The 13,556-nt window shown below is 67.7% G+C and carries 10 protein-coding genes and 1 pseudogene; 9 read left to right on the top strand and 2 right to left on the bottom strand.

Features of this window, described 5'->3' with window-relative positions; genetic code table 11:
- The first annotated feature begins 5 nt into the window (after positions 1-5).
- The 4 genes from B7G54_RS05475 (at position 6) to B7G54_RS05490 (ending at position 5,187) form a co-directional block, all read left to right on the top strand.
- Positions 6-1,997: a beta-galactosidase gene (locus B7G54_RS05475; RefSeq protein ID WP_085038153.1), complete on the top strand. Its 1,992-nt coding sequence runs from the start codon at positions 6-8 to the stop codon at positions 1,995-1,997.
- Between the two features lie 63 nt (positions 1,998-2,060).
- Positions 2,061-3,320 carry an ABC transporter substrate-binding protein gene (locus B7G54_RS05480; protein ID WP_085038154.1) on the top strand — a complete coding sequence of 420 codons (1,260 nt, stop codon included), beginning with the start codon at positions 2,061-2,063 and terminating at the stop codon, positions 3,318-3,320.
- A 53-nt stretch (positions 3,321-3,373) separates the two neighbouring features.
- Positions 3,374-4,318 carry a carbohydrate ABC transporter permease gene (locus tag B7G54_RS05485; protein ID WP_085038155.1) on the top strand — a complete coding sequence of 315 codons (945 nt, stop codon included), beginning with the start codon at positions 3,374-3,376 and terminating at the stop codon, positions 4,316-4,318.
- Positions 4,319-4,335: 17 nt separating this feature from the next.
- A complete protein-coding gene (locus B7G54_RS05490; RefSeq protein ID WP_085038156.1) occupies positions 4,336-5,187 on the top strand; it encodes a carbohydrate ABC transporter permease in 852 nt (283 codons plus the stop codon).
- Between the two features lie 174 nt (positions 5,188-5,361).
- Here B7G54_RS05490 and B7G54_RS05495 read toward each other — a convergent pair.
- A pseudogene (locus B7G54_RS05495) lies at positions 5,362-5,616 on the bottom strand (MBL fold metallo-hydrolase); the annotation flags it as partial.
- Positions 5,617-5,665: 49 nt separating this feature from the next.
- On the bottom strand, positions 5,666-6,436 hold the full coding sequence (gene glcC / locus B7G54_RS05500; protein WP_085038157.1) for a transcriptional regulator GlcC: 771 nt from the start codon (positions 6,434-6,436) through the stop codon (positions 5,666-5,668).
- Between the two features lie 220 nt (positions 6,437-6,656).
- Between glcC and glcD the strand changes: the two genes are divergently transcribed.
- From glcD to B7G54_RS05525, 5 genes are read left to right on the top strand one after another with little or no spacing between them, the layout of a single operon-like run.
- Positions 6,657-8,156, top strand: a complete 1,500-nt coding sequence (gene glcD, locus B7G54_RS05505; RefSeq protein WP_085038158.1) for a glycolate oxidase subunit GlcD — start codon at positions 6,657-6,659, stop codon at positions 8,154-8,156.
- Positions 8,156-9,232 carry a glycolate oxidase subunit GlcE gene (gene glcE / locus B7G54_RS05510; RefSeq protein WP_085038159.1) on the top strand — a complete coding sequence of 359 codons (1,077 nt, stop codon included), beginning with the start codon at positions 8,156-8,158 and terminating at the stop codon, positions 9,230-9,232. Before glcD ends, glcE begins: the two co-directional genes overlap by 1 nt.
- A gap of 23 nt (positions 9,233-9,255) precedes the next feature.
- The gene (glcF, locus tag B7G54_RS05515; protein WP_085038160.1) at positions 9,256-10,476 is read left to right on the top strand and encodes a glycolate oxidase subunit GlcF; all 1,221 of its coding nucleotides are present in this window, start codon (positions 9,256-9,258) and stop codon (positions 10,474-10,476) included.
- A 20-nt stretch (positions 10,477-10,496) separates the two neighbouring features.
- A complete protein-coding gene (locus tag B7G54_RS05520; protein ID WP_085038161.1) occupies positions 10,497-10,901 on the top strand; it encodes a GlcG/HbpS family heme-binding protein in 405 nt (134 codons plus the stop codon).
- 43 nt (positions 10,902-10,944) lie between these two features.
- A complete protein-coding gene (locus B7G54_RS05525) occupies positions 10,945-13,119 on the top strand; it encodes a malate synthase G (protein WP_085038162.1) in 2,175 nt (724 codons plus the stop codon).
- Positions 13,120-13,556 lie beyond the last annotated feature (437 nt).

Here is a 13,556-nt window from a genome sequence, read left to right on the forward strand (position 1 = left end):
CGGGCATGCGCCTCGGAGTCTGCTACTACCCGGAACACTGGCCGGAAACGATGTGGGCCGACGATGCCCGCCGGATGAAAGCGCTCGGCATCGAGCAGGTGCGGATCGCCGAATTCGCGTGGAGCCGTATCGAGCCGTCGCCGGGCGAATACGACTGGGGCTGGCTCGATCGCGCGGTCGACGTGCTCGGCACGGCCGGCCTCGAGATCGTGATGTGCACGCCCACCGCGACGCCGCCGAAATGGCTGGTCGACCTTCATCCCGACATCCTTGCGATCGGCGCGGACGGCCGGCCGCGCGCGTTCGGCTCGCGCCGCCACTACGACTTCTCGTCGCCGACCTATCTCGAAGCGTCGCGCCAGATCTGCACGGCGGTCGCCGAGCGCTACGGCCGCCACCCGGCCGTGCGCTACTGGCAGACCGACAACGAGCTCGGTTGCCACCAGACCGTCGTCAGCTACTCGCCGGCCGCGCTCGTGCGCTTCCGTGCATGGCTGAAGGCGCGCTACGGCACGATCGACGCGCTCAACCGCGCGTGGGGCACCGTGTTCTGGAGCATGGAGTATCGCCATTTCGACGAGGTCGACGCGCCCGTCGGCACCGTGACCGAGGCCCACCCGTCGCATCGCCTCGACTACCGGCGCTTCGCGTCGGACGAAGTCGCGCGTTATCACCGGATGCAGGTCGACGTGATCCGCGCGCATTCGCCGGGCCGCCCCGTCGCGCACAACTTCATGCAGCTGTTCACCGAGTTCGACCATTACGAGGTGGCACGCGACCTCGACATCGCGACCTGGGACAGCTATCCGCTCGGCGCGCTCGAGGAGCAATGGTTCGCGCCCGACGTGAAGGCGCGCTGGCTGCGCACCGGTCATCCCGATTTCGCGTCGTTCAACCACGACCTCTATCGCGGCATGTCGAAACTGCCGTTCTGGGTGATGGAGCAGCAGCCGGGCCCCGTGAACTGGGCGCAATGGAACCCCGCGCCGCTGCCGGGCATGGTGCGCCTGTGGAGCTGGGAAGCATTCGCGCACGGCGCCGGCTGCGTGTCGTACTTCCGCTGGCGGCAGGCGCCGTTCGCACAGGAGCAGATGCATGCGGGCCTGAACACGCCCGACAACCAGCTCGACGAAGGCGGGCGCGAAGCACAGCGTGTCGCCCAGGAAATCGCCGCCGTGCTCGACGCCGGCGCGGATGCCGACGCGAACGGTACGGTGCGTGCACCCGTCGCGCTCGTGTTCGACTACGAGGCAAAGTGGCTGTTCGAAGTACAGCCGCAGGGCGCCGATTTCCATTACCCGCGCTTCGCGTTCGAGTACTACTCGGCACTGCGCTCGCTCGGCCTCGACGTCGACATCGTTTCGGCGCACGCGCCGCTGGACGGCTACCGCCTCGTTGTCGTCCCGCCGCTGCCCGTCGTGCCGGACGATTTCGCCGCACGACTCGCGGCCTCGGGTGCGCATGCCGTGTTCGGGCCGCGCACCGGCTCGAAGACCGTCGACCTGCAGATTCCGCCGACGCTGCCGCCCGGCCCGCTGGCGTCGATCCTGCCGGTGCGCGTGTGGCGCGTCGAATCGCTGCGGCCGAACGTGACCGAGCGAATCGATGGCACGCTGCGCGACGGTTCGCCGCTCGCGGGCGATGCGCGCCACTGGCGCGACTTCGTCGAACTGCACGACGACACGCGCAGCGTCGTGCAGGCGCGCTTCGCCGACGGTCACCCGGCCTGCGTGTCGCACGGCGCGCTGCACTACTGGGCCGCGCTGTTCGACGACGCGACCACCATCCGGCTGTTCGCCGATATCGCGGCCGAAGCCGGTCTCGCGCCGACGCCGCTCGGCGACGGCGTGCGCGTGAGCCGGCGCGGCGGCCTGACCTACGTGTTCAACTATGGCGACACGCCGCACACGATCGACGCAGTGCCGCCGTCCGCGTTCGTGCTCGGCACTGCGCGGGTGGAACCGCAAGACGTTGCCGTGTACCGCAGCCGTTCGTAGCAACCGCCACCGGCGCCACGACGCGCCGGTCACGCACAACGACACCCAGGACTGGAGACATACATGACACATCGCCCCCTTCGCGTCGCCGCCCGGCTCGCCACGGCCGCCGCTGTCGCACTCGCATCGCTCGGCATGACGGCGCCCGCCGATGCCGGCACGCTGACGATCAACATCGCGTTCAAGGGCGCCAGCCAGCGCGCGGTCTGGCAGTCGACGCTCGACGCGTTCCGCAAGGCGCATCCCGACATCGACGTGAAGGCGACCTTCGTCGACGAAGAGGCGTACAAGGTGCAGCTCCCCGCATGGCTCACGACCGTCGCGCCCGACGTCGTGAACTGGCACGCGGGCGAGCGGATGGCGTACTACGCGAAGCGCGGGCTGTTCGAGGACCTGAGCGGCGACTGGACGAAAAACGGCTGGGGCGCGATGTACGCGTCGACGCGCGATGCATCGTCGTACAACGGCAAGCAGTACGCGGCGCCGACCGTCTACTACTCGTGGGGGCTGTTCTACCGCAAGGACCTGTTCCGCAAGGTCGGCATCGCCGACGAGCCGAAGACGTGGGACCAGTTTCTCGATGCGTGCAAGAAGCTGAAGGCGGCCGGCATCACGCCGATCGCGATCGGCGGCCGCGACGCGTGGACCCTCGCCGGCTGGTTCGACTATCTCGACCTGCGCGTGAACGGCAACGCGTTCCACCAGCAACTGATGGCCGGCGACGTGCCGTACACCGACCCGCGCGTGAAGAAGGTCTACACGACGTGGAAATCGCTGATCGATGCGGGCTACTTCATCGACAATGCGCTGTCCTACGATCTCGACGGCGCGCAGCCGTTCCTGTTCCAGGGCAAGGCCGCGATGATGCTGATGGGCACCTTCATCGCGGCAGGCTTCCCGCCGAACGTGAAGCAGGAGATGGGCTACTACCGCTTCCCGATCATCGACCCGAAGGTGCCGACCGCCGAGGACGGCCCGGTCGAATCGCTGCACATCCCGACGAAGGCGAAGAACAAGGCCGACGCACACACGTTCCTCGCGTTCGTCGAGACACCCGAGATGGGTGCGAAGCTCGCGGAAGGCCTCGGCTCGCTGTCGGCCAACAGCAAGTCGCCCGAGCCGGCCGATCCGATCTCGCGTATCGGCTTCCGGATCCTCGCCGACACGAAGGGCGGCGTCGCGCAGTTCTACGACCGCGACATGACGAAGGAAATGGCCGACGAAGGGATGAAGGGCATGCAGCAGTTCCTCGCGAATCCCGCGCAGCTCGATACGGTGCTCGCGCAACTCGAACAGACCCGCAAGCGCATCTACAAGAAGTGACCGCGTGACCCAACCGGCGGCCCGCGCCGCCGAGCCCGTTCAGGAGGCTTGCCGTGTCCAGTCCGATCACGTCCACCCCGCCCGCTGCCACTGCGCCGCCGCCGCGCGGGCCATCCGCCGCCGTGGCGCCCGCGCGCCGCCCGTCGCCCGCGGTACGGCGGCAACGGCGCGCCGCGTGGCTCTTTCTCGCGCCGGCCTGCGCCATGGTTGCCGTCTATGTGATCTGGCCGATCCTGTCGACGCTGTGGCTGAGCCTGTACAACTGGGACGGGATGACCGAGCGCACCTTCGTCGGTCTCGCGAACTACGTCGAACTGCTGCATGCGCCGACGTTCTACACGGCGCTGCGCAACAACGTGATCTGGCTCGTGCTGTTCATGCTCGCGCCACCGCTCGGCCTCGCGCTCGCGTTGTACCTGAACCAGGCGGTCGGTGGCATCCGGCTCGTGAAGTCGCTGTTCTTCGCGCCGTTCGTGCTGTCCGGCGTGGTCGTCGGCCTGATCTTCTCGTGGTTCTACGATCCGACGTTCGGGCTGCTCGCGCTGATCGCCGGGCACGGCATCCCGGTGCTCGGCGACGCGCGCTATGCGACGTTCGGCATCGTGTTTGCCGCGCTATGGCCGCAAACCGCGTACTGCATGATCCTGTACCTCACCGGCCTCACGTCGCTCAACCCCGAACAGATCGAAGCCGCACGGATGGAAGGCGCGCGCGGATTCGCGCTGCTGTGGCACGTGGTGCTGCCGCAACTGCGGCCGACCACCTTCATGGCGATCGTCGTCACGGTGATCGGCGCGCTGCGCAGCTTCGACCTGATCTCGGTGATGACGAGCGGCGGCCCGTTCGAGAGTTCGACCGTGCTCGCGTATTACATGTACGACCAGGCGATCAAGTACTACCGGCTCGGCTATTCCGCGTCGATCGCGGTCGTGCTGTTCGCGATCATGCTCGTCTACATCGTGTTCCAGTTGCGCCGCCTGCTGCGCAACGAGCAATAACCTGACCGGAGGCCATCATGTTTCCGACTCCCATTGCCCAATGGAAGCCCGTCTCGCGCAGGCTGTACAAGCTGTCGCTGCCCGTCGCGCTGCTGATCTGGCTGCTGCCGATGATCGCCGTGTTCGTCACCTCGGTGCGCTCGACCGAGGAACTGGTCGAAGGCCATTACTGGGGCTGGCCGCGGCACTTCTCGATGATCGAGAACTATCGCGACGCGCTGACGACGTCACCGATGCTGCATTACTTCTGGAACAGTGTGCAGATCACGGTGCCGTCCGTCATCGGCTCGATCGCGCTCGCGGCGATGGCGGGCTTTGCGCTCGCGACCTACAAGTTTCGCGGGAGTACCGCGCTGTTCGGGACGTTCGTCGCAGGTAACTTCGTGCCGGTGCAAGTGTTGATGATTCCGGTGCGGGACTTGTCGCTGCGGCTCGGGGTGTTCAATACGGTCGAGGCGCTGATCCTGTTTCATGTCGCGTTTCAGACGGGGTTCTGCACGCTGTTCCTGCGCAACTTCATCAAGCAGCTGCCATTCGAGTTGATCGAGGCGGCGCGAATTGAGGGGGCGGGGGAATGGACGGTGTTCTGGCGGATCGTGCTGCCGTTGATCCGGCCTGCGCTGGCCGCGCTGGCGATTCTCGTTTTTACGTTCGTGTGGAATGACTACTTCTGGGCGCTGTGTCTCACGCAAGGCGATGAAGCCGCGCCGATCACGGCAGGCGTTGCCGCGTTGAAGGGGCAGTGGACGACGTCGTGGAATCTCGTATCGGCCGGGTCGATTCTTGCCGCGCTGCCGTCGGTCGCGATGTTCTTCGCGATGCAGAAGCATTTCGTCGCAGGGCTTACGTTCGGGGCGACGAAAGGCTGAACGCGCTGCACACGCACACTCGCATCTCCCCCTCCGCATCGTGAGGTTGCCCGCTTCGGCGGGCTTTTTTTGTTGCCGCTGTAACGGCGACGACGCGTGATCGTCTACGAAAAACGCTGCAAGCCTCGTGAACGCGCGGCGGTCTCATGGCGATCATCGACAGTCGATAGACGATCAGTAGTCCAACAAAACCGGCACGCAGCGAAATCCGTCGCCGTTCTTTGCAATATGACCGATGGACGGAAACGCGACTTGCGCTGCGGCCAGTAGCGCGCCAGCTTCGGCGGCTTCATTGAACAGCGCGATACGCGCGGCGGCAGCCGCTTCAGGATCGTGCTCGAAGCCATTTTGCCACTCTGGATTATCGAAGTTGACTTCGATAATCGCCTCGCCTGCGAACGTCAGTTTCTCGCCATTCGACGCAACGTTCCGCCCGCCGACGTGATCCATGTCATCGCGCAAGCGTGCCCGCGGCCGTTCACGTCCACCCCTCGAGCCGCAACGTCGACCGCACGAGCCGCTGCTCCTCCTGTTCGATCTCGCGCAAATACTCGACGCACTGGCGAATATGTTCGCTCGCTGCCTTGCGCGCCTGATCGGGCAGCCGCCCCGTCACCGCGTTATAAAGCCGCGCATGCTGCCGATCAATCTGCTTCTTCAACGGCTCCCGGTGATAGAGATTGTTCACCGACGCAAACACGGAACTCAGCAGCAGATCCGTCAACGACTGCAGCGTATTCACAAGCACCGGGTTATGCGACGCCTCGCAAATTGCGAGATGAAACGCATGATCGAGCTTCGCGCGCGCGGCCGGGTCGAGATCCTGCGCATCGGCCGCCGTCATCTCCTCATAGCGACGCCTGATCAGGATGAAATCGGCCGGCGTACCGCGCAGCGCCGCGAGCCGTGCCGCCTCCGTCTCGAGCATCCCGCGCACCTCGAACAGGTCGTACAGCGTGCGCGGCTGCGAGCCGAGCAGATGCATCATCGGCGAGACTTCGCGTTGCGGGGTCAGGCTCGCAACGAACGAGCCTTTGCCGTGCGTGGTGTCGATGATCCCGCGCGCACGCAGCAGCTTCATCCCTTCACGCACGGCCGTGCGCGACACGCCGAGCTTCTCGGTCAGCCGCCGTTCGGACGGTAGCGCCTGCCCGGCCTTCAGCACGCCGTCGACGATCAGCGTCTCGATGCGCTCGGCAACGACGTCGGCCACGTTCCGCGCCGGGCCTGCGCGATCCTGCATTTCCATACTGGTATGACCACTTCCGAAGGATATTGGCGATTTTCTCACAAACCCTTTTCCCCATTGGGTTTAAAGGCATAGGTCGCAGCGGCTTTCCAATCGCCTTTCAAAAACTGGTATGACCACACCAGCCACGTCTGGACACACGCCCGCGGCACGCCAAGAATCCCGTCCATCCGGCGCACCGCCCATCGCGCTGCCGCATGAAAGAGACGGAGACACCCCGATGAGTTTCACCTACGACGAACGGATCGACGGCCCGCTGGCGACCGTCGGCCGCGACACACTCGTCGCCGCACTTCACGCGGCGGCGCCCGGCCTCGACGTGCTGCACGAACGCGAGGCACTCAAGCCGTTCGAATGCGACGGCCTCGCCGCGTACCGCACCGTGCCGCTCGCGGTCGTGCTGCCCGACACGGTCGAGCAGGTGCGCGCAGTGCTGCGCGTTGCGGCCGCACTCGGCGTGCCGGTCGTCGCGCGCGGCGCGGGCACGGGGCTGTCAGGCGGCGCAATGCCGCTCGAAAAAGGCATCCTGCTCGTGATGGCGAAGTTCAACCGGATTCTCGGCATCGACCCCGATGCCGGCATCGCACGCGTGCAGCCCGGCGTGCGCAACCTCGCCATCTCACAGGCGGCCGCACCCTACGGCCTCTACTACGCGCCCGATCCGTCGTCGCAGATCGCCTGCTCGATCGGCGGCAACGTCGCCGAGAACGCGGGCGGCGTGCACTGCCTGAAATACGGGCTCACCGTGCACAACATCCTGAAGGTCGAGATCCTGACGATCGACGGCGATACGCTCACGCTCGGCGCCGACGCGCTCGACGCGCCCGGCTTCGACCTGCTCGCGCTGTTCACCGGCTCGGAAGGGATGCTCGGCATCGTCACGGAAGTCACCGTGAAGCTGCTGCCGAAGCCGCCGAGCGTGAAGGTGCTGATGGCGAGCTTCGACGACGTCGCGGAAGCCGGCGCCGCGGTCGCGCGGATCATCGGCGCGGGCGTGATTCCCGGCGGCCTCGAGATGATGGACAACCTCGCGATCCGCGCGGCCGAGGATTTCATTCATGCGGGCTACCCGGTCGACGCGCAGGCGATCCTGCTGTGCGAGCTCGACGGCTCGCCGACCGACGTCGAAGAAGACGCCGAACGCGTCGCCACGCTGCTGCGCGACGCGGGCGCAACCGAGATCCGCGTCGCGCGCGACGAAGCCGAGCGCCAGCGTTTCTGGGCCGGCCGCAAGAACGCGTTTCCGGCGGTCGGCCGCATGTCGCCCGACTACTACTGCATGGACGGCACGATCCCGCGCCGCGAGCTGCCGCGCGTGCTCGAGGGCATCGCCGCGCTGTCCGCCGAATATGGGCTACCGGTCGCGAACGTATTCCACGCGGGCGACGGCAACATGCACCCGCTGATCCTGTTCGACGCGAACCGGCCCGGCGAGCTCGACCGCGCGGAAGCGCTCGGCGGAAAGATCCTCGAGCTGTGCGTCGCGGCGGGCGGCAGCATCACCGGCGAGCACGGCGTCGGCCGCGAGAAGATCAACCAGATGTGCGTGCAGTTCAACGCCGACGAAATCACGTTCTTCCACGCGGTGAAGGCCGCATTCGATCCGCAAGGCCTGCTCAATCCCGGCAAGAACATCCCGACGCTGCACCGCTGCGCCGAATTCGGCGCGATGCACGTCCATCACGGCAAGCTGCCGTTTCCCGAACTGGAGCGCTTCTGATGCGACGCGACATCGAATCGATCGACGACAGCGCAGCGCTCGTCGCGCAGGTCGACGCGGCGATCCACGATCGCCAGCCGCTGCACATCCGCGGCGCCGGCACGAAGGCTTTTCTCGGCCGCCCCGTCGAAGGCCGCACGCTCGACGTGCGCACGCATCGCGGCGTCGTCTCGTACGACCCGACCGAACTCGTCATCACCGCGCGCGCGGGCACGCCGCTCGCCGAACTCGAAGCAATGCTCGACGCGGCCGGCCAGATGCTGCCGTGCGAACCGCCGTCGTTCGGCGGCGCGGCAACGGTCGGCGGGATGTTCGCGGCCGCGCTGTCGGGGCCGCGCCGCCCGTGGGCCGGCGCGGTGCGCGACTTCGTGCTCGGCTGTCGCGTGATCACCGGCCACGCGAAGCACCTGCGCTTCGGCGGCGAGGTAATGAAGAACGTCGCGGGCTACGACGTGTCGCGGTTGCTCGCGGGCAGCTTCGGCTGTCTCGCCGTCGTGACCGAGGTGTCGCTGAAGGTGCTGCCGAAGCCGCGCGCGAGGTGCGATCTCGCGTTGCCGCTTGCCGTGGACGAAGCCGTGCGGCGCGTCGCTGCCTGGCGGCGTGCGGGGCTGCCGCTTGCAGGCGCATGCCACGCGGACGGAGTGCTGCGCGTGCGGATCGAAGGCGGCGACGGCTCGGTGAAGGCCGCGCGCGATGCGATCGGCGGCGAGCGCATGGACGACCGCGACGACGCGTTCTGGGCACGGCTGCGCGACCTCGCGCTGCCGTTCTTCGACGATCCGCGTCCGCTGTGGCGCGTGTCGGTGCCGGCCGCGGCGCCGCTCGACGCGTTGCCCGGCGTGTTGCTCGCCGACTGGGGCGGCGCACAGCGCTGGCTGAAGAGCGATGCCCCGCCGGCCGACGTGCAGCGCTTCGCCGCGCACGCGGGCGGCCATGCGACCTGCTTCACGCCCGGCGCCTCGCCCGAGCCGGTCCAGCCGCTGCCGGCCGCGCTGCTGCGCGTGCACCGGCAGCTCAAGGCGCAGCTCGACCCGCATGCGATTTTCAATCCCGGCCGCCTGTACGCCGATTTCTGACGCGAACCCGATCCCGACCGCCGATGCAAACCAATCTCAGCGAAGCAAGCAAGGCCCTCGCCCGGGCCGACGAAGCGGAAGCGATCCTGCGCGCATGCGTGCACTGCGGCTTCTGCAACGCGACCTGCCCGACCTACCAGGTGCTCGGCAACGAGCTCGACGGGCCGCGCGGGCGCATCTACCTGATCAAGCAGTTGCTCGAAGGCGAACCATGCGGCGAACGCACGCAGCAGCATCTCGACCGCTGCCTGACGTGCCGCAACTGCGAGACGACCTGCCCGTCCGGCGTGCGCTATCACACGCTGCTCGACATCGGCCGCGCGGAAGCCGAAAAACGCGCGCAGCGGCCCGCGCGCGAGCGCCTGCTGCGCGCGGGGCTGCGTCACGTCGTGCCGCGCCCGGCGACGTTCGCCGCGTTGCTGAAGGCCGGCCGCGCGCTGCGCCCGCTGCTGCCCGGCACGCTGCAGGACAAGATCCCGGCCGCCATCCCCGCAGCCGCGCCCCGTCCGGCCGTACGCCATGCACGGCGCGTGCTGATGCTCGAAGGCTGCGTGCAGCCGTCGCTGTCGCCGAACACCAATGCGGCCGCCGCGCGCGTGCTCGACCGGCTCGGCATCAGCGTGAGCCCGGCGCGCGAGGCTGGCTGCTGCGGCGCGACCGAATATCACCTGAACGCGCAGGATGCGGGCCTCGCCCGCGCACGCCGCAACATCGACGCATGGTGGCCCGCGATCGAAGCGGGTGCGGAAGCGATCGTGCTGACGGCGAGCGGCTGCGGCGCGTTCGTCAAGGAATACGGCGACCTGCTGCGCTCCGACCCCGTCTATGCGGAGAAAGCGCAGCGCGTCAGCGCGCTCGCGCGCGATCTCGCCGAGGTGATCGCGGCCGAGCCGCTCGATGCGCTGGCCGGTTCGATGCCGCGCCGCATCGCGGTGCATTGCCCGTGCACGCTGCAGCACGCGCAGCGCCTCGGCGGCGCGGTCGAACGCATCCTGACGCGGCTCGGCTTCGATCTGACGAATGTCGCCGACGGCCATCTGTGCTGCGGTTCGGCCGGCACGTATTCGCTGACGCAGCCCGCGCTCGCGACGAAACTGCGCGACAACCGGCTCGACGCGCTCGAAGCCGCGCGGCCGGACCTGATTGTCACGGCCAACGTCGGCTGCCAGACTCACCTGAACGGCGCGGGCCGCACGCCTGTGCGCCACTGGATCGAGCTCATCGACAACCCACGCGTCAACTGACCTGATTCCGGAGGAATGCCATGCAGACGAAACCCGAACTCGAACTCGCCGATGCCGACCGCATGCTCGCCGCCGCCCGCGCGGAAGCGGAGCGCCACGGCTGGGCCGTGTCGATCGCCGTCGTCGACGACGGCGGCCACCTGCTCGCGTTCGCGCGGCTGAACGACGCATCGCCGGCCACCACCTATATCGCGCAGGACAAGGCGCGCGCGGCGGCGCTCGGCCGGCGCGAGACGAAAGCGTATGAGGATATGATCAACGGTGGCCGCACCGCGTTTCTCAGCGTGCCGCTGACGGGGTTGCTCGAAGGCGGTGTGCCGGTCACGGTCGGCGGCCGGATCGCGGGCGCGATCGGCGTGTCTGGCGTAAAGTCCGAACAGGACGCGCAGATCGCCCGCGCCGGCACACAAAGCGTCGCGGCATAACCAGCCCAAGCCGCGCGCGATTTTTTCCCCGGGAGGATTAACGATGATCGACCAAGCAGGACTGCAAGTCGCGCCAGCGCTGAGCCAGTTCATTGAAAACGAAGCGCTGCCGGGCACCGGCATCGACAAGGCCGCGTTCTGGAGCGGTTTCTCGGCCCTGGTGCACGACCTGGCGCCGCGCAACCGCGAACTGCTCGCGGAACGCGACCGCCTGCAGCAGGAACTCGACAGCTGGCACCGCGCGCACCCCGGCCCCGTGCGCGACCACGCCGCGTATCGCGCATTCCTCGAACAGATCGGCTACCTCGTGCCGGTCCCGTCGAACGTCGCGGCAGCCACCGCGAACGTCGACAGCGAGATCGCCACGCAGGCCGGCCCGCAGCTCGTCGTGCCGCTGTCGAACGCGCGCTATGCGCTGAACGCCGCGAACGCGCGCTGGGGCAGCCTGTACGACGCGCTGTACGGCACCGATGCGCTGCCTGAAGACGGCGGCGCCGAACGCACCGCGACCTACAACCCGACGCGCGGCCAGCGCGTGATCGACTACGCGCGCAACGTGCTCGACAACGCGGCGCCGCTCGCGAGCGGCTCGCACCGCGACGCGCTGCGCTACCGCGTGCAGGACGGCCAGCTCGCCGTCGAAACCGCGAAGGGAATCGTGGGCCTCGCGCAGCCGGCGCAGTTCGTCGGCTACCAGGGCGCGGCCGACGCGCCGTCCGCGATCCTGCTGAAGCACAACGGCCTGCACGTCGAGATCCAGATCGACGCGTCGACCCCGATCGGTCGCGCCGATCTCGCGAACGTGAAGGACGTCGTGCTCGAAGCCGCGGTCAGCACGATCATCGACTGCGAGGATTCCGTCGCAGCGGTCGACGCCGACGACAAGGTCCAGCTCTACCGCAACTGGCTCGGGCTGATGCAGGGCACGCTGGTCGAGGAAGTCGCGAAGGGCGGCAAGACCTTCACGCGCCGCCTGAACGCCGACCGCGACTACACGACGCCCGCCGGCGGCACGCTGTCGCTGCATGGCCGCTCGCTGCTGTTCGTGCGCAACGTCGGCCACCTGATGACCAACGGCGCGGTGCTCGACCGCGACGGCAACGAGATTCCGGAAGGGATCCTCGATGGCGTCGTCACGGTGCTGTGCTCGCTGCACGACCTGAAGGCGAAGCGCAACTCGCGCACGGGTTCGATCTACATCGTGAAGCCGAAGATGCACGGCCCGGTCGAAGTCGCGTTCGCCGATACGCTGTTCGCGCGCATCGAGGATCTGTACAACCTGCCGCGCAACACGCTGAAGATGGGCATCATGGACGAGGAGCGCCGCACCAGCGTGAACCTCGCCGCGTGTATCGCCGCCGCTGCCGCGCGCGTGGCGTTCATCAACACCGGCTTCCTCGATCGCACCGGCGACGAAATGCACACCGCGATGGAAGCGGGCCCGATGATCCGCAAGGGCGACATGAAGTCGTCGGCCTGGATCCAGTCGTACGAGCGCAACAACGTGCTCGCGGGCCTGTCGGCCGGCCTGCGCGGCCGCGCGCAGATCGGCAAGGGCATGTGGGCGATGCCGGACCTGATGCACGCGATGCTCGAGCAGAAGATCGCGCATCCGCGCGCGGGCGCGAACACCGCGTGGGTGCCGTCGCCGACCGCCGCGACGCTGCACGCGCTGCACTACCACCTCGTCGACGTGCAGGCCGTCCAGCAGGAACTCGAGAAGACGCCGTACGCAAGCGAGCGCGACACGCTGCTCGAAGGCCTGCTGACCGTGCCGGTCGTCGAGCGCGCGGCGTGGAGCGAGGCCGAGATCCTGAGCGAAGTCGAGAACAACGCGCAGGGCATCCTCGGCTACGTCGTGCGCTGGGTCGAACAGGGCGTCGGCTGCTCGAAGGTGCCCGACATCCACGACGTCGGCCTGATGGAAGACCGCGCGACGCTGCGCATCTCGAGCCAGCACATCGCGAACTGGCTGCGCCACGGCGTGATCACCGAGGCGTTCGTGCTCGACGTGTTCAAGCGGATGGCACGCGTCGTCGACCAGCAGAACGCCGGCGACCCGAACTATCGCCCGATGGCGCCCGGCTACGACGAGTCGACCGCGTTCAAGGCCGCGTGCGCGCTCGCGCTGCAGGGCACGTCGCAGCCGAGCGGCTATACCGAGCCGCTGCTGCACCGGTTCCGGCTCGCGTTCAAGGCGCAACAGCACGGCGGATAAGCATGGGCGTGCTGCGGGCTCCCGGCATCCCGGGAGCCCGTATGCCGGGAGCCCGTATGCCGGAAGCCCGTATGCCGGAAGCCCGTATGCGGGCTTTACCAGACGGGCGGCCGCCACGACCGCCCGTTTTCATTTTCGTGTTCGTCCGGCCATTGAAACGGATAATCGGCGCATATCGTCTGCCTTCATTTTTCGCGTGCGTGTGCCGTTAACTGGATGGAATCGGCAGCTGCATGCCGCGCGCCACGACCCTTCATGCCGCAAAGCCTTGCACCGGAACGCTCTGCCCAATATTCGCAAGCCCGGGAATTCACTGAAATTTGATCCGGATCAACGGCGCGCAACATTTTCCGCGCGCGCAGACGCGCGCGCTATACTCCGTTGAATTCGCGCTGCCCGATTCGTCGGATCGTTGAATCGGCGCAGATGTCGCCAAT

It is taken from the genome of Burkholderia puraquae (assembly GCF_002099195.1).
Lineage (GTDB): Bacteria > Pseudomonadota > Gammaproteobacteria > Burkholderiales > Burkholderiaceae > Burkholderia > Burkholderia puraquae.

Coding starts and splice junctions, on each gene's coding strand:
- B7G54_RS05475 (WP_085038153.1), top strand. CDS start 6: ATGCGCCTCGGAGTCTGCTACTACCCGGAACACTGGCCGGAAACGATG.
- B7G54_RS05480 (WP_085038154.1), top strand. CDS start 2,061: ATGACACATCGCCCCCTTCGCGTCGCCGCCCGGCTCGCCACGGCCGCC.
- B7G54_RS05490 (WP_085038156.1), top strand. CDS start 4,336: ATGTTTCCGACTCCCATTGCCCAATGGAAGCCCGTCTCGCGCAGGCTG.
- glcC (WP_085038157.1), bottom strand. CDS start 6,436: ATGGAAATGCAGGATCGCGCAGGCCCGGCGCGGAACGTGGCCGACGTC.
- glcD (WP_085038158.1), top strand. CDS start 6,657: ATGAGTTTCACCTACGACGAACGGATCGACGGCCCGCTGGCGACCGTC.
- glcE (WP_085038159.1), top strand. CDS start 8,156: ATGCGACGCGACATCGAATCGATCGACGACAGCGCAGCGCTCGTCGCG.
- glcF (WP_085038160.1), top strand. CDS start 9,256: ATGCAAACCAATCTCAGCGAAGCAAGCAAGGCCCTCGCCCGGGCCGAC.
- B7G54_RS05520 (WP_085038161.1), top strand. CDS start 10,497: ATGCAGACGAAACCCGAACTCGAACTCGCCGATGCCGACCGCATGCTC.
- B7G54_RS05525 (WP_085038162.1), top strand. CDS start 10,945: ATGATCGACCAAGCAGGACTGCAAGTCGCGCCAGCGCTGAGCCAGTTC.